The sequence below is a fragment of the Thiopseudomonas acetoxidans genome (assembly GCF_030362935.1).
In the GTDB taxonomy this organism is placed as follows: Bacteria; Pseudomonadota; Gammaproteobacteria; order Pseudomonadales; family Pseudomonadaceae; genus Thiopseudomonas; species Thiopseudomonas acetoxidans.
The window spans coordinates 33,957-58,941 of sequence record NZ_JAUCDY010000012.1 but is presented as its reverse complement, the minus strand read 5'-3'; the positions used below and the strand labels follow the sequence as shown (position 1 = coordinate 58,941).

Below are 24,985 nucleotides of genomic sequence, written 5' to 3'. Positions count from 1 at the left end.
TATATAGATTGCGAGAACAACAGATATCCTGTTCAGGTTATATTCAGCAATTCTTGATAACAGTCTAGCTAGCTTAGAGATGCATCTGCTATATGCGCGAAAATCGTATCCCCTACCGGCACAAACCCACTAAGCGTATTAGCATTGGTAACTCAACAATTTATCACATAAAAAAACCCCAAACCTGAGTTTGAGGCTTTTTTGAATGGAGGCCGAGGCCGGAATCGAACCGGCATTCACGGATTTGCAATCCGCTGCATGAGCCATTCTGCCACCCGGCCTAAACAAAAACGCCGCTAAAACGCGGCGCATTCGTAATTAAAACTGGAGCGGGAAACGAGATTCGAACTCGCGACCCCAACCTTGGCAAGGTTGTGCTCTACCAGCTGAGCTATTCCCGCACTGTCTCGGTGACGGACGGTATTCTAACAATTCTTAGACGCGAGTCAAGCCTTTTACTGCAATGTTTTTGTGTATTGCTCTTTCCCGAACCACAATCAAACAAAACACTATGCAGCCTCTACTCTGATTCACTGTTGAAGTATGGCGAAGCCGCTTTCACATAAATCATCATTGACCACAGCGTCAGTACGGCAGAAAAATTCAATAACACATAACCAGAAACAACCCACGGAGTAAGCTCTGGCGGATTCGCAAGCAAGATAAGTAGTGCTACCATTTGCGCCGCAGTTTTCCACTTCCCCAAGCTAGAAACGGCAACCTTGTTACGCTTACCCAGCTCGGCCATCCATTCGCGCAGTGCGGAGACGACTATTTCACGACAAATAATAATTAGCGCCGGCAAAGTTAAATAAAGATTATGGTGTTGCTGCGCCAACAGTACCAAAGCCGTCGCTACCAGCAATTTATCCGCAACCGGATCAAGAAACGCGCCTAAAGAGGTGCTCTGCTCTAACTTACGCGCCAAGTATCCATCTAGCCAGTCAGTAACACTAGCAAGAGCAAACACTGCACTGGCCGCCAAATAACTCCACTTAAAAGGCAACAAAAACAGCAGAACAAGCACCGGAATCAGCGCCACACGCATGATTGTAAGAATGTTAGGAATGTTCATGGAATAGGTCTTACCAATCAATGTTTAAGTAGGCGAGTCGTTGTGCAGCGCGCTATAAATATTTTGCGCAAGACTGGCACTTATTCCGGGCGTCTTGGCAATTTCGTCCACACTTGCTCGTGAAAGCTCCTGCAAACCGCCGAAATAGTTTAGCAGCTCTCGCCGCCGTTTAGGGCCAATACCCGGAATTCCTTCTAAAGTCGAAGTATTGCGCGTCTTGGCACGCCGGGCACGATGCCCCGTAATAGCAAAACGATGCGCCTCGTCACGCACCTGCTGAATCAAATGCAGCGCTGGCGAATGCTCATCCAAACTAAGAATCGTTTGGCTGTCATTTAAGAACAGCGTTTCCATGCCCGCCTTACGCGTAACACCCTTGGCGACACCAACCAGCGTAATCTCTTGGATTGCTAACTCCTGCAGTACTTCACGCGCCATCTGCAACTGACCTTTACCGCCGTCAATCAACAGAACATCAGGCAACTGCCCACTGTCACTCTCGTGCTTGGCAAAACGACGCAGCAAAGCTTGATGCATAGCGGCATAGTCATCGCCGGGCGTAATGCCGCTGATATTAAAGCGGCGATAATCTGCTTTACGCGGTCCCGCCTGCTCAAACACCACGCAAGACGCCACAGTTGCTTCGCCCTGGGTATGGCTGATATCAAAGCATTCAATGCGCTTGACTTCTTCCTCGTTGAGCGCCTCGGCCAGCAAATTGAAACGCTGTTCAATCTGGCTTTGGCTGCTGAGGCGCGCCTGAATGGCATGCTCTGCATTAGTCACCGCCAAGCGCTGCCAACGTGCACGCATACCGCGTACTTGATGGCTTATATGCAACTGCTTGTTGTGCAGCTGAAAGATGGCGTTTATCAGGGTAGGGAAATCCTCATGCGGCTGATTCACAATGATGTCATCGGGTAATTCTAGCTGACGGCCCGACAAGTAATACTGACCTAAAAAAGCATTCAAAATATCAGCACTGTCTTGTTCAATCGCAATTTTCGGGTAGTAATTTTTACCACCAAGCACCCGCCCATCGCGCACGGTCAACACATGCACACAAGCACCGCCGGGCAAGCTATACACGGCAATCACATCCACATTGCCGTGCCCGCCTTCCATGCTATGCTGATCTTGCACGCGGCGAATTAGGCTAATTTGGTCACGATATTGTGCGGCCTGTTCAAACTCTAACTCGACTGAAGCCTGCTCCATCCGCTGGCTTAACTCTTGCGCCAAGCTGTCGCTGCGCCCTTCCAAAAACAACACCGACAGCCTTACATCTTCGGCATATTCTGCTTCGCTGACGAAACCAACACAGGGGGCTTTGCAACGTTTGATCTGGTATTGCAAACAAGGGCGGCTGCGATTGCGGTAAAAGCTGTCGCTACACTGACGCACATGAAAGGCTTTTTGTAACAGGCTCAGACTTTCACGAATAGCACCTGTGCTGGGATAAGGGCCAAAATAGCGTCCCTGCCCTTTACGTATTCCACGCTGGATACTTAGACTGGGAAACTCATCATTGCTCAGCACTACATACGGATAGGATTTATCATCGCGTAGCAAAATATTGTACGGTGGCCGCCACTTTTTAATCAGTGTTTGTTCAAGTAACAACGCCTCAGTTTCATTGGTGGTAATAGTGGTTTCGATCTGGGCAATTTTTGCCACCAATGCTGCCGTTTTTGGCGACAACTGACCGCTTTTAAAATAACTCGACAGACGGTTTTTTAGATTCTTGGCTTTGCCGATATACAGCAGCGTGCCGGCAGCATCCAACATCCGGTACACCCCGGGACGTTGGGTACATTGGCGTAGAAAGCTATTGGCATCGAAGGAGCTAGACATGGCGTCCGTTAAATAAAGGTTACTGCATGCTACATTTTACACGCTTTAGTGCAGCCGCATAATAAAGTATCTATTGTACAGGCGCCAGTTTGCTCAGCCTGTATAGACTGCTTTTTCCTGACGCATATTAACGGATACTGTACACTGCAACGTTCTTGGCGCCGCTATTGAAAACCCTAGCAGGCCCAATACTCTTTATCTCGGACAGCCCCATGACTCACGCCCCCTTTTCCAGTTTGCAGACGTTAAGTGCTGCTGAACTTAGCAATCTTGAACAGCTTGGGTTTCAGTACATGACTGAAATTCAACAGCAAGCCTTGCCACCTGCTTTAGCACAACAAGATATTATCGGCCAAGCCAAAACCGGCAGCGGCAAAACCGCCGCCTTTGGCATTCCTTTATTGCACAAGCTTAATCAACGTTTTTTTGCCGTGCAGGCGCTCATTCTTTGCCCAACACGCGAGCTAGCCAGCCAGGTTGCCGAAGATGTTCGCAAGCTGGCACGCTTTCAAGCCAATATTAAGGTGGTGGTGCTGTCTGGCGGCGTAGGCATCGGGCCGCAAATAGCCTCGCTTGAACATGGTGCCCATGTGATTGTGGGCACTCCAGGACGCATTAAAGACCACTTGCGCAAAGGCACGCTAGATATTAGCCAGGTGCAAACGCTCGTACTGGACGAAGCCGACCGCATGCTGGACATGGGCTTTCGCGATGATATTGAACACATCGTCGGCCATACGCCTGCCGAGCGGCATACCATGCTTTTTTCCGCGACCTACCCTGCCAATATTGAGCAGCTCAGTCGCCAGATGCAACGCAAGCCCGTGCGTATTAGCGTTGAATCTGTACACCAAAGTAGCAGCATTCAGCAGCGCTTGATTATTTGCCCGCGCAACCAAAAGCCTGAGCTATTAATCAAAGCTATCCAACACTTTGTGGTCGAGCATGCTGTTATTTTTTGCAACACCAAGCTCGAAGTTGAAGAAGTGGCGCAGCGTCTGCGCATGGAAGGCTACACCAGCTTGGCACTGCATGGCGATTTAGAGCAGCGCGATCGAGATGAGATTTTTGTGCGCTTTAAAAACAACAGCGCCCACTTTTTAGTTGCTACTGACGTCGCCGCCCGCGGTTTGGATGTGGACGAACTGCCCGTGGTGATTAATTATGATTTGCCGCACGAGCGTGAAGTCTATACCCACCGTATTGGTCGTACCGGTCGCGCTGGCAGTACAGGTTTAGCCATTAGCCTGGCCCATGATAAAGACAGCTTTAAAATAGCGGCTATCAATGCGCTACAAGGCATGGATATGCATGAATACCCGCCCGAAAAGCTGTGCCGTAAACCCAGCAAGGTTACTAAACCGAACATGGTCACCTTATCCTTGGCCGCGGGGCGTAAAGACAAGCTGCGCCCAGGCGATATTCTTGGCGCCTTAACCAATGACGGTGGCATTCCCGGCAGTAGCGTCGGTAAAATTGATGTGCTTGAATTTACCGCTTATGTAGCCGTGGAGCGCAGCTGCGCACGGCAAGCGCTGGAGCATCTGCGCACGGGTAAAATCAAAAACAAGAGCATTAAAGTGCGTAGAGTGTAAAAATTTAGCTAAGCAAGTCACGAGGCAACTATGTTCGTATTAGATGAGCGTTTAAAAAATGATACCTGTTGGCTGGGCGACTTTCCCTTGTGCCGCGTTTTATTGATGAACGACAGCAGGTATCCATGGTTAATTCTGGTTCCCAGGCAAGCTGATATCAGTGAAGTTTTCCAGCTCAGCGCGCCACAGCAGCAAACACTCTGGCAGGAAACCACTCAGGTAGCCCATGCGCTTAACACTCTTTTTGCTGCCGATAAAATGAACATCGCTACTTTAGGCAATGTGGTGAACCAACTGCATATGCACGTAGTCGCTCGCATGCGTAATGACGCAGCATGGCCTGCGCCGGTTTGGGGCAAAGGCACAGCCGAACCCTATAGCGCTGTGCAAATCCAGCTGCTACGTAAGCAAATCGGCAAAATTTTAGGTGAAAACTTTGTAGCTCAAGAGGAAACAGCATGAGTGCACTCGAGTCACGCTTAGCAGATTTGGAAATTCACCAAGCTTTTCAAGATGATACCGTACAAACCCTCAGCGATATCATCGCCGACCAACAACAGCAAATAGATAAGCTCAAGCGACAACTGGAGCTACTGGATCAGCGTCTGCAAGAACAACAGTCTGACCTAACAGAAGTCCCAAGCGATCCGCCGCCGCATTATTGAGCTATCACTGAGCATCAACCCGTGCATGAACACAAATTAACAACTGGAACAGCTTGATGAAAATACTGGTGACTGGAGGTGCAGGCTTTATTGGCTCTGCGGTAGTACGGCATATTATTCAACACACCCAAGACAGCGTAATCAATGTTGACGTGCTGACCTATGCAGGAAATTTAGAGTCCTTAGCCCAGATCAGTAACAACCCACGCTATGCCTTTGCGCAGGTGGATATCTGTAACCGTGCAGAACTAGACCTTGTGTTTGCCCAGCACCAGCCCGATGCAGTCATGCACTTAGCAGCTGAAAGTCATGTGGATCGCTCCATCGACGGCCCCGCTAAATTCATTCACACCAATATAGTAGGCACCTATACGCTGCTCGAAGCTGCCCGCCACTACTGGCAGCAGTTGGACGAGTCGCGCAAAAACTGCTTTCGTTTTCACCATATCTCTACCGATGAAGTCTATGGCGATCTACCGCACCCCAGCGATGACCCGCGTGCAACTAAAACGCTGTTTACCGAAACCACTACTTACGAGCCCAGCAGCCCTTACTCGGCGAGTAAAGCCAGCTCTGATCATCTGGTTCGTGCATGGCTGCGCACTTACGGCTTACCCACGCTAGTGACCAACTGCTCTAACAATTACGGGCCTTACCACTTCCCAGAAAAACTGATTCCGTTGGTCATCCTCAATGCGCTCGAAGGTAAACCTTTACCTATTTACGGCAAAGGCGATCAAATCCGTGACTGGCTCTACGTAGAAGACCACGCCCGCGCACTTTATAAAGTCGTTACCGAGGGCAAAATAGGCGAAACCTACAACATCGGTGGCCACAACGAAAAAACTAATTTAGAAGTCGTGGAAACAATTTGTGCGATACTTGATGAACTCGCCCCAGTCAAACATACGAAATTAACCATCAAAAATTACAAAAGTTTGATAACTTTTGTAAGCGACCGCCCCGGCCACGACCGCCGCTACGCCATTGACGCCAGCAAGATCGAGCGAGAACTCGGCTGGACTCCGCAAGAGTCTTTTGAATCAGGCATCCGCAAAACCGTACAATGGTATTTGGCTAACCAACACTGGTGTCAACGCGTACAGGATGGCAGTTATCAGCGGGAACGCTTAGGTATTGTTTAGAAGCATTTGATTTATCAGATCAGGCTCTAACTAAGTCAGAAGACTATCAAACAGTCTTCTGACTTCTGCTGCTCTACCTGCCCGTCTGTCGCTTCTTACGATGTTCAATTTTTTTCTTATTCGCGATTAGACGTCTCTTTTTATTTACCTGTCGCTCGCTCAGTTTGTTTTTCTTGTGCGCAAAGGGGTTTTCGCCGCCTTTAAATTCGATCCGGATTGGCGTTCCTACCAGTTTGAGTACACGACGGTAGGTGTTTTCCAAATAGCGCAAATATGCCTTGGGTACTGATTCGGTCTGATTACCATGAATTACAATCAGCGGCGGGTTAGCACCACCCAAGTGGGCGTAGCGCAGCTTGATACGTCGACCATTCACCATCGGTGGCTGATGTTCACGTACTGCGTCTTCAAGAATTTGTGTTAGGCGACTGGTCGGCCAACGGGTGACAGCTGAAGTAAAGGCACTCTGCACCGAGCGATACAGGTGTCCCACGCCCGTACCATGCAGCGCAGAAATAAAGTGGATATCGGCAAAATTAACAAAAAACAGGCGACGTTCAAGCTCTACTTTTACATAGTCACGCTCACTAGGCTGCATGCCATCCCACTTGTTAATGGCAATGACGATGGCGCGTCCAGCTTCCAAAGCAAAGCCCAGCAGGTTTAAATCGTGGTCAACAATGCCTTCGCGCGCATCCACCACGAAAATCACCACGTTGGCGTCTTTAATGGCTTGCAGGGTTTTCACCACCGAGAACTTTTCTACTTCCTCATGGATTCTGCCACGCCGACGCACACCTGCTGTGTCAATAAAGGTGTATTTTTCGCCATCACGCTCAAAGGGAATGTAGATACTGTCGCGGGTGGTGCCGGGCTGGTCAAAAACCACCACGCGCTCTTCACCCAACATGCGGTTGACCAGTGTTGATTTACCTACGTTAGGGCGACCAATAATAGCGATTTTAATTCCGTCTTTAGCGCTGGGTCCCGGCACTTTGACGAGATCTTCGCCCTCAACAAACTCAAGCTCTGCCACCTCTGGCTCAGGTTCATACTCTGTTAATGCCCATTCCATCAACCGGTTAATACCACGGCCTTGGCTGGCAGCAATACCAATCACATCACCCAGCCCCAGCGCACTAAACTCAGCAGTAACTACGTGTTCATCGAGACTATCAACTTTGTTGACCGTTACTAGAGTGCGCTTATTGCGTTTACGCAAATGGGTAGCGATATGCTCATCAGCTGGGCACAGACCATCACGCGCATCAACGAGAAAAAGCACAATATCCGCCTCTTCAATCGCCAATAACGACTGTTCGGCCATCTTGGCATCGATGCCTTCTTCATCACCCGAGATGCCGCCTGTATCAATTAAGATATAGTCGCGCCCCTGCCATTTAGCATCACCGTACTGACGATCACGGGTTAATCCCGGAATATCGCCAACAATAGCGTTTCGAGTCTTGGTCAATCGATTAAATAAGGTGGACTTGCCCACATTGGGACGGCCGACCAAAGCAATTACAGGAACCATGGGCTCCTCCATAATATTTTAAAAACAGCTCAAAGAGTGCAGTGTGCTGGGAGTATTTTGGAACACATTCAGCAGGAACGCTAAGAATAGGTTCCTGCTGAGAGGCTGAGGTGAATGTAAAGCTGGGCTATATAATACTTGGGTAAACTTGTGTCATTACTTAATGGTTAGCGCCACCAACTTGCCACCGTTACCATACACATACAGCCAGCCACCAACGACTAGCGGCTGCACGCGCAGACCTTTTTTATCAATACGTGTACGAGAAACAAAGCGGCCATCGACCTGACTGAGCAAGTGCAAATAGCCTTCTACATCACCCACCGCGATATAACTCGAAAAAACGGCTGGACCAGACAGCTTTCTGCGTAACAGCTTTTCATTGCTCCACATAGCAGTGCCCGAGCGCTCATCAATACTTTCAACCACGCCTGCTTCTAGGCTGGTATAGGCGTTACCAAACCCCTGTCCCACACCCACATAGCTTGATGCATCGCGCTGCCACAAGATACGACCAGTTTCTTCATCAAGTCCTGCCACTTTACCTTGGTAGGCTGCAACATAAAGTACTGAGTTCTTCAGTAACAGCTGACCATCAATATCGACCATACGTTCAAGCTCGGTACGCCCCGAAGGCATAGCCACGCGCTGCTCCCAAATTGGCAAACCACGCTCTAACTCAACCGCAATCACCTTACCGCTGGATAAGCCGGCATAAACCACATAGGGCGTAATCAGCGGAGCACTGCTGCCACGCAAGGTTAACAGTGCGGGTGTGTTTTCATAAATCCAGCGTCGCTGACCTGTATCAGCCTCTAGCGCAATCAAGCGATCATCCTGGGTTTGCACAACCACCACATCGCCATTGGTGGCCGGTGCTGATAAAACCTCACTGGCGACATTGACACGCCATAACTCATTACCGGTTGTGCTGTCTAGGGCAATCACATCACCTGACAGCGTACCCAGCACGACCAAACCAGAACCTGCACCAACACCGCCTGAAACCTGCGCTTTGAGTTTTTTCTGCCATTGGCGCTTTCCGCTAAAACGGTCCAAGGCAACTACTTTACCTTTTACGTCTGCAACAAAAATCCGATCGCCATCAACCGCCGGTGTAAGGGTGTTCCATAGCTTACCCTGCCCCTTACCAACGCTGGTACTCCACTCTTTACGCAACTTAACTTCTTGCGTAAGTTTTTCTAATTTCATTGGCTGCGGCTCTTTTTTCTTTTTACTGCTACAGCCGGCTAACGACACCGCAAGAACGACACAAAGAATATAGGCTAGGCGCTTCACGTTAAGCATCCTTCTGGGCTAGATTGTCCAGTTTCAGTGTTAATACGCTGGAAGGCGCGTTTTCAGATAGGGTTTCTTTGGCTTGCACGTAGGCAGCACGGGCTTCTTGCTCACGCCCCAACTGCAACAAAATATCGCCACGCAACTCATTGCGCGCAGATTGGAAAGCGGCTACGCCTTTGCCTTCAAGAAGTTTTAATGCTTGCTCGGCTTGATCTTGAGCGGCTAAAACGCGTGCCAAACGCTGCTGTGCCAACTCAGCCAACGTCGTGTTTGCTGGTTTATCAACCACTTTACGCAACGCTGCAGCGGCATCATCAAGGCGATCTTCATCAACTGCCAAACGCGCCACAATCAAGTGTGCATACTGGGTATAAGCGTGATTGGGTTTTAAATCTTCAAGGGATTTAGTTAATTTCGCCACCTCAGCTAAATTAGCCTCTGCTTGGTTAAAAGCTGTTTCAAGCAGCTGCTGATACAGGGTTGAAAGATGTTGTGCTTGGTTCGTCTGCTGCTTTTGCCAGGTTTGCCAGCCAAAAACGAGTGCCAACGCCAATACCGCGCCGACCAGCAACGGCTTACCATTGCGCTGCCACCAGTCTTTAAACAGCGCAATTTGTTCTTCTTCAGTGTACTGACTCACGCCGACACTCCTATGCAGTTGTGTTAAATAATTGTGCCAGATGATCAATCAGCTCATCTAGCGCTAGCGTTTGTTGCTCGTCTTCGTTGCGCAGTGGTTTGATACTTATTTGCTGAGCCTGCAGCTCATTATCACCCAAAATCAACGCATACAAAGCAGAACTTTTATCGGCTTTTTTAAACTGGCTTTTGAAACTGCCACCACCAGCATTCACCTGCAAGCGAACCTGTGGCAAAGCATCACGGATACGTTCTGCCCACTGCAACGCTGCCAACTCGCTGGCTTCACCAAAGGCGCAAAAGTACAGATCGACTTGCTGCTGCAAATGCTCTGGCGCTTTACCCAGGGTTTCTAGCAGTAAAATCAAACGCTCAATACCCATCGCAAAACCAACACCAGGTGTCGGTCGACCACCCATCTGCTCAACCAGCCCATCGTAACGGCCACCGGCACATACCGTACCCTGAGCGCCCAGTTTGTCGGTCACCCACTCAAAGACGGTTTTACTGTAGTAATCCAAGCCGCGTACCAAACGGTTGTTAAGCTCATATGGCACACCCACAGCATCCAAGCGCGCACGCACGCCAGCAAAGTGCTCACGCGATTCGTTATCCAGATAGTCTTCTAGTTTGGGCGCATCAAGCAGCAAGGCTTGAGTGTCTGGATTTTTAGAGTCCAATACGCGCAGCGGATTCGTGGCAACCCGACGCTGGCTGTCTTCATCCAACTGCTCAAAACGCGCCTGCAAATACTCTACCAACGCTTGGCGATACACGGCTCGTGCTTGTGCAGTTCCCAAGCTGTTTAATTCCAGCGTCACGCTGTCAGCGATGCCTAAGGCTTTCCACAAGCGCCAGCTGAGCACAATCAACTCTGCGTCAACATCTGGACCCGGTAGATTAAAGGCTTCAACCCCAATTTGGTGAAACTGACGATAGCGTCCTTTTTGCGGCCGCTCATGACGAAACATCGGCCCGCTATACCAGAGCTTTTGCACTTGTCCACCGCTGGCCAAGCTGTGCTCCATAACTGCGCGCACACAGCTAGCCGTGCCTTCCGGACGCAGGGTTAACGAATCCCCATTACGGTCAGCGAAGGTGTACATTTCTTTTTCAACAATATCAGTCACCTCACCAATCGATCGACGAAATAACTCGGTGAACTCAACGATAGGCATGCGAATTTGCCGATAACCATAATTATCGAGCACATCAGCCACTGTCTGCTCAAAATAACGCCATAGTGCTGTCTGCTCAGGCAGAATATCGTTCATGCCACGAATGGCTTGTAGGGGCTTACTCACACAGATTCCTTAAAAACTACTACTTAGTACGCGCGATCACCGCAGCGTCTTGAGTCTGCTTGACGGCAGCACGCTGGCGAATCATTTTTTCTAGCTCATCAACCAGCCGCTCGTTGCTGAGTTTTTGCGCCGGTACACCATCGATATAAACAAGATTTGGCGAACCGCCAGTTAAGCCCAGATCCACTTCTTTCGCTTCGCCCGGACCATTTACCACACAACCAATCACTGCCACATCCAAAGGCACCAACAAGTCTTCCAGCCGTTGCTCTAGCTCGTTCATGGTTTTCACCACATCAAAATTTTGCCGTGAGCAACTGGGGCAAGCAATAAAGTTAATTCCGCGCGTGCGCAGACGCAAGGATTTCAAAATATCAAATCCCACTTTAATTTCTTCAACTGGGTCTGCCGCCAACGACACACGTATGGTGTCCCCAATGCCTTCTGCCAGCAGCATGCCTAAACCCACTGCAGACTTAACCGTGCCTGAGCGCAAGCCACCAGCTTCGGTGATACCCAAATGCAGCGGCTGTTCAATTTGGCGCGCCAACTGGCGGTAAGCCTCCACCGCCATAAACACGTCTGAGGCTTTGACACTGACTTTAAAATCAGGAAAATTTAAACGGTCTAGATGCTCAACATGACGCAGGGCTGACTCAACCAGTGCCTCGGGTGTCGGCTCGCCGTATTTTTTCTGCAAATCTTTTTCTAATGAACCGGCATTCACACCAATACGAATAGGAATGCCGCGATCACGGGCCGCATCAACCACGGCTTTAATACGCTGTTCATTGCCGATATTGCCCGGGTTAATGCGCAGACAATCCACGCCCAGCTCAGCCACGCGTAAAGCGATTTTATAGTCAAAATGAATATCAGCAACCAAGGGTACAGTGACTGATTTTTTGATCTGGCCAAAGGCTTCTGCCGATTGCATATCGGGAACGGAGACCCGCACTATATCAGCGCCAGCCTGTTCCAAACGTTGGATTTGCGCAACGGTAGCGGCAACATCCTCGGTATTGGTGTTGGTCATGCTTTGCACACTGATAGGGGCATCGCCACCTACGGGCACTGCACCGACATAAATCTTACGAGAAACGCGGCGCTGAATATAAGACGTATTGTGCACCTGAACTAACCTAGCTTGATACGGGCAATATTGCCGCGAATTTTGGAGTCGAAGTCAACTTGCTGACCATTGAAGGTGATAAATACACCCTTGGCATAACCAAGATGAATCTCAAAAGGACCATCTCCCGACAATTTTAGCACTTCACCGGCACGCTTAAGGCCGCTGGCAAGTTCATTGCCCTGTGCATCAGTCACGCGTATCCAGCTGTCTTGGATAAAGCTTAACTCAAGCTCATCAACACGCTCGGCAGTGCTCGCAGACTCAACAACGGGCGCACTAGCTTCTGCTTCCGTAGCCGGCTCTGGTTCGAGCGCTGTCATTTGAATTTCTTCAATATCCATACTGGCCGTTTGCGCGTTAAGCTCATCCAAACTTTGGATGTGTAACGTGCCGTCCACGCCTTCAACTTCAACCTTATTTAACAGGGTTTGCTTGTCGCTCTGGCTTTGGCGGTTGTCTTTTTGTTCGAACCACCAATAACCGGCTAACCCGGCAATCACTACAAGCAACAACACGAAGCTGATTAAGAAAAAGCGCGCGCGCGATTTGCGCTCGATATTTTGCAAAGGTTTAACACCCTCTCGTGGCTGTTCTTCCTGAACGTACTGCTTTGACAAACTGTTGCCATCAAGGCCGAGCACGTTAGCGTATGAGCGAATATAGCCACGTATAAAAGTGGTGCCGGGTAAAGCATCGTAGCGATCGTCTTCTAGGTTTTGCAGTGTGGCAGCTCTTAAGTTTAACTGTGCCGCTACAACTTCTAAGGTCAACCCTTTATTTTCCCGCGCTCGGCGAAGAGTTGCACCTAACAAAGACACTGCAGCATCCGCTTGTGTTGTTTCATCAACATCTGAGTTGCTCATTATTGCTCCGTTCTATAAGCCTGGTACTCTGCGCTTGCAGGGTACAGTCGTTTTAATTGCAATCCCAAACTTGCTGCTTGGTCTCGATCCTCAAAAATCTTAGCTAAACGCACACCTAACAAGAGGCTCGCTGCGTTGTGCTCGCTGATTGACACAAAAGACTCATAATATCTTCTTGCTGCAATATAGTCTTTACGCTCATAGGATAAAGTCCCCAGCTCCAATAAAGATATTGGTTGCTGTGCATCTAAGCGCAGTGCACGCTGAAAGTAATGGTACGCATCTTCCGCTCGGTCAAGGCGTAGCGCGGTCATCCCAAGGTTTTCAAACACTCTTGAACGACTTAGGTACATCGTGTCCTTAGCCGCTTCGGAAAAAACGTTATATGCCTCGTCATAGCGTTCTTGTTCAAATAAAAAACTACCGTAGTTATTTAGTATTCGCGTGTCACGCTTATTCGAGAGCGCCTTTTTAAAGTTTTTTTCAGCTAATTCTGGCTCCATTTCCTGCTGGAATACTAATGCCAGAATCTCCAGCGCTTCGCTGTCGTTAGGGTTTATCTTTAGTACATTTTGTAACGGAACTTTAGCTTGTCCAGTCATACCTTCGCGCAAGTAACCAACGGCCAAATCAATATAAGCCTGTCTAGCCTGCTCGCGCCCCTCTGCTGTGCGCATTGGTTGTGCCGGGCCTGATGTGACACAGCCTACTAGCAAACTGAGAAAAGTAATTAATATTCCTGTTCGTAGCATGCTATTTTCTCCATTAAAAACACGCACCCCTTTACTAAACTTCAAGCTGGCGTACGGCAATATAACGCTCGCTGCGTTTTGTTTTGTCTTGCACCTGACCAACCAGCTGACCACAGGCGGCATCTATGTCATCGCCACGCGGGGTACGTACAGTAACATTGTAACCAGCATTATGCAGAGCATCTTGAAAACGACGTATCGCATTATTGCTAGGTCGTTCGTAACCTGAATATGGAAACGGATTAAAAGGTATCAGGTTAATTTTACAGGGTATATCTTTTAGCAACTCACTCAGCTGCTGAGCATGCTCAGGCTGGTCATTAACCCCACTTAACAGTGTGTACTCAACCGTTAAATAACGCTTTTCACCCAAACTGCTGATATAACGCTGACAGGAATCTAATATTACAGCTAAAGGATATTTTTTATTGATCGGCACCAATTGATTGCGTAATTCATCATTAGGAGCATGCAAGGACAGGGCTAAAGCCACATCGATTTCTTCAGCCAGTCGGTCCAGCATCGGCGCCACACCCGCAGTGGATAGAGTGACTTTACGCTTGGAAATACCATAACCAAAATCGTCCAGCATAATATGCATGGCTGCCACGACATTATCAAAGTTGAGCAACGGCTCACCCATGCCCATCATCACCACGTTAGTAATGGCTCTATCTATTTTACCCGGCACACTGCCAAAGGACTTATTGGCTATCCACACCTGACCGATAATTTCTGCGGCTGTCAGATCACTATTAAAACCTTGTTTACCGGTCGAACAAAAGCTGCAATCCAGCGCACAGCCCGCTTGGGATGAAACACAGAGCGTGCCGCGATTATTTTGCGGGATGTAAACCGTTTCAACACAACTGCCTGACGCCACACGAATCACCCACTTGCGTGTGCCATCTTCAGAAATATCTTCACTGACAACTTCAGGGCCTTGAATATAGGCACTGCGCTCGAGCTTCTCCCGCAGTGCCTTACCCACATTGGTCATGTCCACAAAGTTGTCCACGCCAAAGTGGTGAATCCATTTCATCACCTGTGCCGCACGAAAACGCTTTTCGCCTAAATCGGCAAAAAACGCTTCCATTTGCGGCAAAGTTAAACCCAACAGGTTAATTTTTTCAGGTACGGCTTGATTCATGGACTCACCTAGTCAATCGCTCAATTAGCGAATGCGATCGCACAGCTCAGTGCTGGCAAAGAAGAACGCGATTTCACGTGCTGCTGCTTCTTCTGAATCAGAACCGTGGACAGCGTTTTCATCAATAGACTGAGCGAAATCAGCACGGATAGTTCCCGCTGCCGCTTCTTTAGGGTTAGTTGCACCCATCAATTCGCGGTTTTTGGCAATAGCGTCTTCGCCCTCAAGAACCTGCACAATCACAGGGCCGGAAGTCATAAAGTTTACCAAGTCATTAAAAAAAGGACGCTCTTTGTGCTCAGCGTAGAAACCACCTGCTTCACGCGCAGACAGTTGAACCATTTTCGAAGCAACTACACGCAAACCTGCTTTTTCGAAACGGGTGGTGATTTCACCGATAACATTTTTTGCCACTGCATCAGGCTTAATGATGGAAAACGTACGTTGTACGGCCATGGAAAACTCCAAAGATAAAAAATTAAAAAAAGAACACCCAAGCAAGTTAATACTCGCTTAAAGTAGTCCCAACCTAAACCCGCAGATTATACGGGTTTTCTTGCTAAAAGCGTAGGTACTCTGCGTATAGAGTTCGCACTGTAAATCTGATTTTAATGAACGCTCTACTCTAGTGCAATTTTGACTGCACCGCAGAGCAGAAGATAGGCGGCGACACCACAGTCTGTGCTGCGGCAGCTGGTTTACCGGCCACGCAAAAACAAAGCATCCAACTCTGTCATGTTCAACTGTGTCCAAGTCGGGCGGCCATGATTGCACTGGCCACTACGCTCGGTGATTTCCATATCACGCAACAATGCATTCATTTCTGCAATGCTCAATTGTCGGTTAGCGCGTACAGCGCCATGGCACGACATAGTCGCGAGCAGCTCGTTAATATGCGCCTGAACCCGGTCACTGCTGCCGTACTCCATCAAATCCGCCAACACCGCTTGCACCAAGTCCGCAGCGTGCGCCTGCTTAAGTAATGCTGGGATTTGGCGAATCGCGATACTTTCTTCACCCAACGTCTGCAATTCAAAACCTAACTGATTAAACCACTGCGCATTTTGCTCAGCGCAATCAATCTCACGCGCACTTAGGCTCAGCGTTTGCGGCACCAGCAACGGCTGTCCGCGCAAACCTTCTTGCGCCATCGCTGTTTTCAAACGCTCGTACATCACGCGCTCGTGGGCAGCGTGCATATCCACCAACACCAGCCCAAGTTGATTTTCCGCCAATATGTAAATTCCTTTCAGTTGCGCGATGGCATAGCCCAAGGGTGGGATTTCAGTTTCGGCTACAGTGTTTTCACCCATCAGTGGCGCAGTAAAAGCCTGATAAGCCTGTGATTGAGGGGCGCTAAAATTCACCGTTGAACGGCTGTCGTAGCCAAACGATCTTGCAGAAATATTGGACTGCTCCGTCGGGCTGTCACGCAAACCTAGCTCATTTTGCCCAGCAAACTCGCCGGCCATCACACCCGTTACCGCAGAAGGTGCAAGCATCTGACTGCTTGCTGGTGCACTGACGGCATCACCCGGACGTACTTCAGCCAAAGTGCGGTTCAGTGCTGAATAAAGAAAATCATGCACAGAGCGCCCATCACGAAAGCGCACCTCATGCTTAGTGGGATGCACGTTAACATCCACTTTATTGGGATCTAATTCTAGATACAGGACAAAGGCTGGAAATCTGCCGCCATACAGCACATCGCGATAGGCTTGGCGCACCGCATGACCGACCAGCTTGTCACGCACGGTTCTGCCGTTGACATAAAAATACTGCATATCCGCCTGGCTGCGGGAAAATGTCGGCAAGCCAACCCAACCCCACAGCCGCAACCCATTGCGCTCTATGTCGATGGGCAGCGCCTGCTCCATAAACTCATCACCTAATAGCTGGGCGATACGCCGTGCTTTGCTCTGCTCATCGGTTGCGCTGTGCAAGGCATAAATTGAGCGGTTGTTATGGCGCAAATGAAAGGCCACATCAAAACGCGCCAGCGCCATGCGCTTGACTACTTCTTGTAAATGGTCAAATTCGGTCCTTTCGGTACGCAAAAACTTACGGCGCGCAGGGGTGTTATAAAACAGATCGCTCACCTGCACCGTAGTTCCCTGCGGATGCGCGGCGGGTTGCACCAACGGCTCCATTTGTCGCCCTTGCGCTTCTACCTGCCAAGCCTGCTCAGCATCGGCTGTACGCGAGGTTAAGCACAGGCGTGAAACCGAGCTTATAGATGCCAAAGCTTCGCCACGAAAACCCAAGGTCGACACCCCCTCAAGATCAGCCAGCTCCACTATCTTGCTAGTTGCATGGCGCTCTAGTGCCAAAGGCAGTTGTTGGTGCGCGATACCACGACCGTTATCACGGATACGCAGTAACTTAACGCCACCTTCTTCCGCTTCAATATCAATGCGATTAGCGCCAGCATCCAGTGCATTTTCAAGCAACTCTTTGGCTACAGAGGCAGGACGCTCTACCACCTCACCCGCTGCAATTTGGTTGGCTAACAGTGGACTTAGTAAGTGGATAACCGCTGTGTTACTCATGGTTGTGCCGCCAAAGTCCGTGCTGGAATAGTCAATTTTTGACCTATATGAATGGTGTCACCTTTTAATTTATTGGCTCGGCGAATCTCTGCGATAGAAACCTGATAGCGCAACGCTAAAATCGAAACACTCTCACCCGATTTAACCACGTGCTGCAGTGGGCCAATCAATGTCTTCCCTGCATCACGTTGTGCAGCGACGTAAGTGCCCGCCGGCGGATTACTATAAAAAAACTGTTTAACCCCAGTATGAATTGAACGGGCTATTGCCATTTGGTGGGAGCGGTTCGCCAGCTTACGCGATTCTGCTGGGTTGGTAATAAAGCCGGTCTCGACCAAAATCGAAGGCATATCCGGTGATTTAAGCACCATAAATCCGGCTTGCTCAACGCGTGCTTTATGCAGCCGCGTGACATTGCCCATCTGGTTTAATATTTTCTGTCCGACATCCAAACTTGAAGCCAAAGAAGCCGTCATCGACAGATCCAACAACACACCCGCCAATACTTGATCCTTATCGCCTAAACTCACATTGCCTGCACCGCCAATAAGATCCGAGCGGTTCTCGCTATCGGCCAGCCAGCGCGCTGTTTCTGAAGTCGCTCCACGATCAGATAAAGCATAGACCGATGCCCCGTATGCCGAAGCGCGCGGTGCAGCATCGGCATGCACGGAGATGAACATGTCAGCATTTTTTTTGCGCGCAATGTCTGTACGTTTGCGCAGCGGAATAAAATAATCACCGGTGCGTACTAATTCTGCTCGAAATCCTTTCTCAGCATTGATTTGGCGTTGTAGCTCTTTAGCTATAGCTAGCACCACATCTTTTTCCTTCAATCCGCGCGGACCAATAGCACCTGGGTCCTCACCACCATGACCCGCATCAATGGCAATAACAATGTCACGCTGCTTATAAGTGGCTGGGGTTTTAGCGGTTGAAATCGGTGTGCTAGGCACCGTTATGGGAACGGTGGGCTCAGCCTTGTTGCCTGTAGTACCTTTCTCATCATAGAGATCCACAACCAAGCGGTGGCCATACTGTTGGTTTGGCGCCAAAGTAAAGCTCTTAGGTGTAACCTTTGCCGCCATATCCAACACGATACGCAGCTCATTAGCTTGCAAACCTACACGCACATCTTTTATGGGTGACTTTTGTTCCAGGATCGCTTTAAGATCTGCGGACAGTCGCGTACTTTTAACATCAATGACGATACGTTCCGGGCTGTCCAGCGCAAACACATTGTGCGTAACCGGACCGCTAAGGTCGAAAACCAGCCGCGTGTTATCCGGCGCACGCCATAAGCGCACCCCTTTAATATCTGTGGCAGCAAAAACCTGCATGGGAAAAAGCATGCACAGCACAAGAGTTGCTAAGAAAAAACGCAGCCGCATACTTACCTCACAGGCGGTTTAATTGTGCCACAGCCGCACACCAGTTTTTTGCGCGCGTACTATAAGGCGTTAATACAACCCGTCGTCCTTGCTGGTGAGTGTATATACTAATATGCAAATCAGGCTCTGGCAAAACGCCTTGGCCCTTCTGCGGCCATTCAATAATGCATAAATCATCGTCGGCCAAGTAATCGCGTATGCCCAAAAACTCCAACTCTTCTGGGTCAGCTAGGCGATACAGATCAAAATGCCACAGCTGCAAGTCACCTACAACATAGGGTTCTACTAGGGTAAAGGTGGGGCTCTTAACCGCTCCTTGGTGACCTAAACCTTGGATAATTCCACGCGATAAGGTCGTTTTCCCCGCTCCTAGATCACCCTGTAAAAACAACAAGCCATGTCCAGCGGTCAAACGTGCCAACTGCGTACCCAACGCCAAGGTTTGTGCCTCGTCAGCTAAAAAAAGTTCAATCTCCGACATATCCCCGCCTTGCAAACCCTGAGTAAATGCGCCCGAACATTCATTACTCAACGCCTTTACCCCTTGTTATACTGCATATCCGCAAATTATACCTACATGTCTGCACGATGACCGAACAAAATTCCGCTTTACAGCCATTAGCTCAATGCATTAAGCAATGGGGTAATGAACTAGGCTTTGCCGACGTGGGCATCAGCGGCACCGACCTAAGCGCGGATGAACCGCATCTGCTTAGCTATCTTGCCGCCAACTATCACGGCGAAATGGATTATTTAGCCAAGCACGGCACCCTGCGTTCTAGACCTACAGAACTAATGCCCGGCACCCTGCGGGTAATTTCTGTGCGTATGAATTATGTGCCTGCCGATACACACATGCTGGAAACCCTAAAGCAGCCAAGTTTAGCCTATATTTCCCGTTATGCTCTGGGGCGCGACTACCATAAACTGATGCGCAAACGTCTGCAGCAGCTTGCCGAACGTATCAAACTTGAAATTGAGCCGCTCAACTATAGGGTTTTTGTTGATAGCGCTCCCGTACTCGAGTCTGCCCTAGCTCGCAATGCTGGCCTGGGCTGGATTGGTAAAAACACCCTGCTGCTGAATCGCACTGCAGGCAGCTTCTTTTTCTTGGGTGAAATTTTTGTCGATATTCCGCTACCTGAGGACGAACGCCAAGCCAGCAACCATTGCGGTTCGTGCACCGCCTGTCTAGATCGCTGCCCTACTCAAGCTTTTGTCGGCCCTTACATCCTAGATGCACGCCGCTGTATATCTTATTTAACCATTGAGCTCAAAGGCGCCATCCCGCTTGAGCTACGCCCACTAATAGGCAATAGGGTGTTTGGTTGTGATGATTGCCAAATTGTCTGCCCTTGGAACCGCTTTAGTAAGACCACCCAAGAAGAAGACTTCTCACCTAGACAGCACTTAGATAACGGCAGTTTGATCGATTTATTTCGTTGGACTGAGGAAGAGTTTCTTGAACGCACCCAAGGCTCACCCATTAGACGTACCGGCTATGAAAACTGGTTGCGCAATCTAGCCGTTGGGTTGGGTAATGCACCCAGTTGTATTAGTGTGATTGAAGCCTTAAAAAGCCGTATTGAATACCCCAGCGCAACTGTAAGAGAGCATGTGCAATGGGCGCTAGAGCAGCATGATTTGAAAGGATATAAATAAACACCAATAGCGCGAACGACCTGCTCAGTCGCCCACGCTACCGATGTTTTAGTTTGCTAACTTAGCGTACACCTGCCTGACGCAAAGCAGCTGGAGTGAACTCACCCGAAGTTGCTTCGATATTAAACTCATACGAACGACGCTCTTCGTTTTTCATACCCAGCGCCAAGTAGCGACCTGATTGTACGTCATACAGAGTTTCCACCGCATACCAAGGCACCTGCTGAGCAAAGTACTGCAACGCATGCGCTTCGGCTACACGCCACAGGTTTCCGCGACCGTCGTAATGATCGATAACAGCGGCCTGCCAAGTGTCCTCATCAATGTAGAAGTCACGTTTGGCATAGATATGACGCTCGCCTTCTTTCAGGGTTGCGGTTACATGCCAGACACGGTGCAGCTCGTAGCGTGGCAAGTCCTGATTGATGTGGCCGGCCTTCAGAATGTCGCTGTACTTAAGCTCGGGCGAGTCCAGACGGTAGTTGTTGTAGGAAATATACATTTCCTTCTTGCCGTGCAGCTCCCAGTTATAGCGATCCGGCGCACCGTTATACATATCCAGGTTATCGGATGTACGCATACCATCAGCCGCTGTACCCGGACCGTCGTAGGAAACCTGCGGGGCACGACGCACGCGGCGCTGACCGGCGTTATACAACCAAGCCATACGCGGCTCTTTAATCTGGTCAACGGTTTCATGCACTAACAGCACATTACCCGCCAAACGTGCCGGTGCAGTAACACTTTGTTTGAAGTAAAACAAAATATTGGTTGGCTTGCTTGGGTCATGGTCTTTAAGCTTGTTTGGGAACACAAACTGCTCATCGAAGTACACCAGCGAGTAGGAGCCGTTCGCCTGTGGCGTTGCCTGCGTCACTTTACGCTTCACACTACCACCACGATAGCGAGTGATATGGTTCCAAATCACCTCAAGACCGTTTTGCGGTATAGGGAAAGCGTTAGCAACTTTGAAGTGCTCTAGACCATTACCGCCCTGCACCAAATTGGTTTGCACCGCGTTATCCTTAGTTGCATCGATAACCTCTTGCGGCATGGTGGCTGAGCGATGGGTTTTATACACCTTCATTTTATAGGTGTCGGGATAACGCTTAAACATGGCTTGCTGGCCGGGCGTAAGCTTGTCCTTGTACTGGTCCATATTCTGCGCAGTAATCACAAACTCCGGTTGCTCACCCGCATACGGGTCATCCATAAAGCCGCGCTCATCAACCTTCGCCGCATTGGTTGGCAAACCGCCAGTCCACGCTGGAATAGTACCAGCAGCATTGCCGGCTTTCTCTGCGCCAAAGGGTGTTAACTCATTACCCAGCTTAGCGGCCTGTTCAGGCGATACCGCAGCCATCACGCTCGCGGCAAATAAAGACAGCGCAAAAGTGACGCTGCCTTGCATTAATGTGGTTTTCATTTTCATTTTAGTCTTCCTGCTTGTGCGTAATTTATTTGAATTTTTGCGCAGTTATTGTCTCAGGCCGTAAGAGCGTATCTTAATGCGCAACCTTTATAGTTCCGAGGGTTACATCATCGCGCATAAGATGCGCTCCTACAGCCATAAATCAGAAGTTCATACCAAAGGTCAAAGAAACAAAGTCGCGATCCTTCATGGTGTTGTAACGACCATCAAAGAAGTTGGTGTACGACAGGCCAGCGGTGTAGGTGTTTTGGTAAACGCCATCCAGACCAAAGCTCGCTGCCTTAGCTCCTTCGTTAAATAGACCATTAGGGCCATAACCATCCACATCGTGGGAGAATGCCACGCTAGGATGCAAGTTCACCCCTGCAAAAGCGTTGTTGTAGTCCAACACACCGCGCAGACGGTAGCCCCAGGAGTTTTTGGTGACGAAGCCATGATCACCATATCGATCCACAGAGCTACCAGTGGGATCAACGGCACTACCAATCACACCGTAAATTGGGTCACGCCCATAACGAATGCTTTGAGCATTACGCTTACTTTCCAACCCACCCACATGCACATAACCAATTTCGCCAACTAATGTCGCGCGCTCTGCACCCAATACTTGATCAAAAAAGTGAGTAAAAGTGGTTTGCAGCTGAGTTATTTCTTTGCGTTTGTAACCTTTCTGAATTGCACTTGGGTTTCGATTTTGCCAGCCAGGTGCATTCGGATTAACAATAGACCCCAGAGCGAGGGTCATTTGCTGAGTATTGATCTGCACTGGTGCGTTTGGCCTATAGCTGACTTCTCCTTGCCACGCTGTACCTGTTGGCAGGGTAGTAGAAAAACTCAAACCATACAGACGAATATCCTCAGGATAGTCCATATAATATCGGGCATTTGCCACCGCTGTTGCCAACCCTAACGTTGGAACTAATGGCCGCAAGGCTACTGGAAAGGTTCCAACCGCTCCAATCAGCTGATTTATCGCCCCTTGCGTTTGAGCATCAGCATTTTGCATGCTCAAAAATGGAGTGCGACTATGATAATTCATAAAATACGCACCATACTCGGTATTGTCACCCATCCAGCGCAGCGCCATACCCCACTGCCCATCGTCTTTGGCTTTATTATCTTTTCCGCGACGAATTTTCATCCCCTCAGGACCATACTCGATTCCGTTTACTGCATTGAGTATTGGAGCTCCAGCCGGTCCCATCGTAGCGAGCAAACCTTTCACTGTAGGTAAGTTATCGCTTAGCAGCTTGGTATATTCCGAGTCTAGAATATAATAATTATCATTACATCCATCCGCCGCCACATCAGCGCTGGAGAAGAAGGTGCCACAGTTATCCACGACAGTTTGCTTCCAGCTCAGCTGATAAAAGGCTTCGGCTGACAGGCGGTCGGTGATGCTCTGGGAAACATAGAACATGTTGACCGGAATCAGGCCTTCTTTCAGCTCGGCACCCGGACGACGGAATGCAGACACGTCAATCGGGTTGATCGAGTTGATGGAGTTCATAATGAAAGTACTTTCACCCCAGCTCACAACTTGCTTACCCAGACGCACAGTACCCGGCTGATCGCCAATCATGTAGTTATGGAAAACAAAGGCATCCAAAACTTCAGCACCACGTGTTTTCGCGCCTTCTTTACGTCCTTTATTGCTGATGCTACGCTTTTGTGGATCAGGATGGCGCAGGTTCTGGTCGTGTAATTTAAAGTCATACCAGTATTTACCACGCACAAACACCCCAGTGTCCTGATAACGCAGCTCTAAGTCGTGCAAACCTTTAAATATTTTAGAAAAAGTATCGCCACGCTTAAAGTTCAGTCGTCCATCATCACCGGTTTGCGTATAGCCGGTTCCGCCATTGGCGTTACCAATAAAACGCTTATCGCGTTTGGCTGTTGACCAGCTCGCCCCTACGGACAAGGAGCTATCGAAGGAGCCTTCTATCTCGCCCATATCGAAGGTAATGGCAGCAGCTGGTGCCGCCAGTGCTGTGGCTAAACTCACTGCGAAAGGTAACTTGGCCAAACGCCAAAGTTGCTTAGTTGTTGTCTTCATCATGCCGCTCCAGTGTTAATTATAATTATTAAAGCTATATTTTAAAAAAGCCAAACAAAACAACATTGCTTTTTTTTGCCGATAAACAAGCAGTTGCCTGCTCGTCTCTGTTGTTATCGGCCTATCCCTGAACTGTCTTTTCTAAAGCTGTACTTAGCCTGCCACAAAAAAAACCGACTACAAAGTCACCAAATCGTTAAACAAAGCCAATACAAAAGTGCCACACGCACGTATTTCTCTTATATTAAGCCCATAGACCAAACCATGAAAGCCTATATATATCAATAGCTTGTATAAGGTTCATGCAAATTAATAACAACTATTACTTTGTCTTGCGCATCGCAATTACGCAATCAGCATACGACCAAAGATGAACCCGTCATCCAGGCTATAAATTTTGGACATAAAAAAACCGAGCTAAAAAGCTCGGTTTTTTATAACGCTATAACTTATTAATCGTCAGCAACGACTTCGCCAGCAATTGGACGGTCGACTAACTCAACATAAGCCATAGGCGCGTTATCACCAGCACGGAAGCCGCACTTTAGAATACGCACATAACCACCTGGACGCTCAGCATAACGCTTGCCAAGGTCATTAAACAATTTACCAACTGCTTCTTTCGAGCGTGTGCGGGCAAAAGCTAAACGACGGTTAGCAACACTATCAACCTTGGCTAAAGTAATTAGCGGCTCTGCAACACGACGCAGTTCTTTAGCTTTAGGCAATGTAGTTTTAATCAGTTCATGCTCGAACAGCGACACAGCCATGTTTTGAAACATGGCCTTGCGGTGGGCGCTTGTACGGCTCAGTTGACGGCCACTTTTACGATGACGCATGATTTAATTCCTTACCAAACACTCTAGTTCGGTGACT

At 49.1% G+C, this 24,985-nt stretch carries 22 protein-coding genes and 2 tRNA genes; 5 read left to right on the top strand and 19 right to left on the bottom strand.

Translation table 11 applies throughout. The annotated features are described in order from the left end of the window. Nucleotides 1-206: 206 nt before the first annotated feature. The 4 genes from QEZ41_RS09815 to uvrC all read right to left on the bottom strand — a co-directional run bounded on the left by QEZ41_RS09815 (nt 207) and on the right by uvrC (nt 2,929). Nucleotides 207-281: transfer RNA gene (locus tag QEZ41_RS09815), tRNA-Cys, on the bottom strand. Between the two features lie 44 nt (nt 282-325). After that, nucleotides 326-401: transfer RNA gene (locus tag QEZ41_RS09810), tRNA-Gly, on the bottom strand. A gap of 119 nt (nt 402-520) precedes the next feature. Next, a complete protein-coding gene (pgsA, locus tag QEZ41_RS09805; RefSeq protein ID WP_289411309.1) occupies nt 521-1,075 on the bottom strand; it encodes a CDP-diacylglycerol--glycerol-3-phosphate 3-phosphatidyltransferase in 555 nt (184 codons plus the stop codon). 24 nt (nt 1,076-1,099) lie between these two features. Continuing rightward, nucleotides 1,100-2,929, bottom strand: a complete 1,830-nt coding sequence (gene uvrC / locus QEZ41_RS09800; protein WP_289411308.1) for an excinuclease ABC subunit UvrC — start codon at nt 2,927-2,929, stop codon at nt 1,100-1,102. Nucleotides 2,930-3,141: 212 nt separating this feature from the next. Between uvrC and dbpA the strand changes: the two genes are divergently transcribed. The 4 genes from dbpA to rfbB are packed head-to-tail and all read left to right on the top strand — an operon-like array spanning nt 3,142 to nt 6,334. Then, nucleotides 3,142-4,524 carry an ATP-dependent RNA helicase DbpA gene (gene dbpA / locus QEZ41_RS09795; RefSeq protein WP_289411307.1) on the top strand — a complete coding sequence of 461 codons (1,383 nt, stop codon included), beginning with the start codon at nt 3,142-3,144 and terminating at the stop codon, nt 4,522-4,524. A 30-nt stretch (nt 4,525-4,554) separates the two neighbouring features. Then, nucleotides 4,555-4,986 carry an HIT domain-containing protein gene (locus QEZ41_RS09790; RefSeq protein ID WP_289411305.1) on the top strand — a complete coding sequence of 144 codons (432 nt, stop codon included), beginning with the start codon at nt 4,555-4,557 and terminating at the stop codon, nt 4,984-4,986. Next, nucleotides 4,983-5,189 (top strand): SlyX family protein, encoded by a 207-nt coding sequence (locus QEZ41_RS09785; RefSeq protein WP_289411304.1) that lies wholly within the window; start codon nt 4,983-4,985, stop codon nt 5,187-5,189. The genes QEZ41_RS09790 and QEZ41_RS09785 overlap by 4 nt, the downstream gene beginning before the upstream one ends. A gap of 56 nt (nt 5,190-5,245) precedes the next feature. Beyond that, nucleotides 5,246-6,334 carry a dTDP-glucose 4,6-dehydratase gene (gene rfbB / locus QEZ41_RS09780; protein WP_289411302.1) on the top strand — a complete coding sequence of 363 codons (1,089 nt, stop codon included), beginning with the start codon at nt 5,246-5,248 and terminating at the stop codon, nt 6,332-6,334. A 73-nt stretch (nt 6,335-6,407) separates the two neighbouring features. Here rfbB and der read toward each other — a convergent pair whose 3' ends face one another. From der to tsaE, 12 genes are all read right to left on the bottom strand, one after another. Beyond that, a complete protein-coding gene (gene der / locus QEZ41_RS09775; RefSeq protein ID WP_289411300.1) occupies nt 6,408-7,871 on the bottom strand; it encodes a ribosome biogenesis GTPase Der in 1,464 nt (487 codons plus the stop codon). Between the two features lie 156 nt (nt 7,872-8,027). Beyond that, entirely contained in the window at nt 8,028-9,179 is a 1,152-nt protein-coding gene (gene bamB / locus QEZ41_RS09770) for an outer membrane protein assembly factor BamB (protein WP_289411299.1), read from the bottom strand. Then, nucleotides 9,172-9,813 carry a YfgM family protein gene (locus tag QEZ41_RS09765; RefSeq protein WP_289411298.1) on the bottom strand — a complete coding sequence of 214 codons (642 nt, stop codon included), beginning with the start codon at nt 9,811-9,813 and terminating at the stop codon, nt 9,172-9,174. The genes bamB and QEZ41_RS09765 overlap by 8 nt, the downstream gene beginning before the upstream one ends. 10 nt (nt 9,814-9,823) lie before the next feature. Continuing rightward, nucleotides 9,824-11,116, bottom strand: coding sequence for a histidine--tRNA ligase (gene hisS / locus QEZ41_RS09760; protein ID WP_289411297.1), 1,293 nt, complete (start codon nt 11,114-11,116; stop codon nt 9,824-9,826). A gap of 19 nt (nt 11,117-11,135) precedes the next feature. Continuing rightward, nucleotides 11,136-12,248 (bottom strand): flavodoxin-dependent (E)-4-hydroxy-3-methylbut-2-enyl-diphosphate synthase, encoded by a 1,113-nt coding sequence (ispG, locus tag QEZ41_RS09755; protein WP_289411295.1) that lies wholly within the window; start codon nt 12,246-12,248, stop codon nt 11,136-11,138. Between the two features lie 5 nt (nt 12,249-12,253). Beyond that, entirely contained in the window at nt 12,254-13,114 is an 861-nt protein-coding gene (locus tag QEZ41_RS09750) for a RodZ domain-containing protein (protein WP_289411293.1), read from the bottom strand. Beyond that, the gene (pilW, locus tag QEZ41_RS09745) at nt 13,114-13,866 is read right to left on the bottom strand and encodes a type IV pilus biogenesis/stability protein PilW (RefSeq protein WP_289411332.1); all 753 of its coding nucleotides are present in this window, start codon (nt 13,864-13,866) and stop codon (nt 13,114-13,116) included. Before pilW ends, QEZ41_RS09750 begins: the two co-directional genes overlap by 1 nt. A 34-nt stretch (nt 13,867-13,900) precedes the next feature. Next, nucleotides 13,901-15,016: a dual-specificity RNA methyltransferase RlmN gene (gene rlmN, locus QEZ41_RS09740; protein WP_289411292.1), complete on the bottom strand. Its 1,116-nt coding sequence runs from the start codon at nt 15,014-15,016 to the stop codon at nt 13,901-13,903. Between the two features lie 24 nt (nt 15,017-15,040). Then, nucleotides 15,041-15,472, bottom strand: coding sequence for a nucleoside-diphosphate kinase (gene ndk / locus QEZ41_RS09735; protein WP_289411290.1), 432 nt, complete (start codon nt 15,470-15,472; stop codon nt 15,041-15,043). Nucleotides 15,473-15,714: 242 nt separating this feature from the next. Then, nucleotides 15,715-17,565 (bottom strand): DNA mismatch repair endonuclease MutL, encoded by a 1,851-nt coding sequence (gene mutL, locus QEZ41_RS09730; RefSeq protein ID WP_289411289.1) that lies wholly within the window; start codon nt 17,563-17,565, stop codon nt 15,715-15,717. After that, the gene (locus QEZ41_RS09725) at nt 17,562-18,956 is read right to left on the bottom strand and encodes an N-acetylmuramoyl-L-alanine amidase (RefSeq protein ID WP_289411287.1); all 1,395 of its coding nucleotides are present in this window, start codon (nt 18,954-18,956) and stop codon (nt 17,562-17,564) included. The genes mutL and QEZ41_RS09725 overlap by 4 nt, the downstream gene beginning before the upstream one ends. A gap of 7 nt (nt 18,957-18,963) precedes the next feature. Then, a complete protein-coding gene (gene tsaE / locus QEZ41_RS09720) occupies nt 18,964-19,437 on the bottom strand; it encodes a tRNA (adenosine(37)-N6)-threonylcarbamoyltransferase complex ATPase subunit type 1 TsaE (RefSeq protein WP_289411331.1) in 474 nt (157 codons plus the stop codon). 107 nt (nt 19,438-19,544) lie between these two features. Between tsaE and queG the strand changes: the two genes are divergently transcribed. Continuing rightward, a complete protein-coding gene (gene queG / locus QEZ41_RS09715; protein WP_289411286.1) occupies nt 19,545-20,618 on the top strand; it encodes a tRNA epoxyqueuosine(34) reductase QueG in 1,074 nt (357 codons plus the stop codon). Between the two features lie 61 nt (nt 20,619-20,679). On the opposite strand, the gene QEZ41_RS09710 is transcribed toward queG, so the two are convergent. From QEZ41_RS09710 to rplQ, 3 genes are all read right to left on the bottom strand, one after another. Beyond that, nucleotides 20,680-22,044 (bottom strand): DUF1329 domain-containing protein, encoded by a 1,365-nt coding sequence (locus tag QEZ41_RS09710; RefSeq protein WP_289411329.1) that lies wholly within the window; start codon nt 22,042-22,044, stop codon nt 20,680-20,682. 148 nt (nt 22,045-22,192) lie between these two features. Further along, the gene (locus QEZ41_RS09705; RefSeq protein WP_289411284.1) at nt 22,193-24,112 is read right to left on the bottom strand and encodes a DUF1302 domain-containing protein; all 1,920 of its coding nucleotides are present in this window, start codon (nt 24,110-24,112) and stop codon (nt 22,193-22,195) included. A 449-nt stretch (nt 24,113-24,561) separates the two neighbouring features. Next, the gene (gene rplQ / locus QEZ41_RS09700) at nt 24,562-24,948 is read right to left on the bottom strand and encodes a 50S ribosomal protein L17 (RefSeq protein ID WP_289411283.1); all 387 of its coding nucleotides are present in this window, start codon (nt 24,946-24,948) and stop codon (nt 24,562-24,564) included. Nucleotides 24,949-24,985 lie beyond the last annotated feature (37 nt).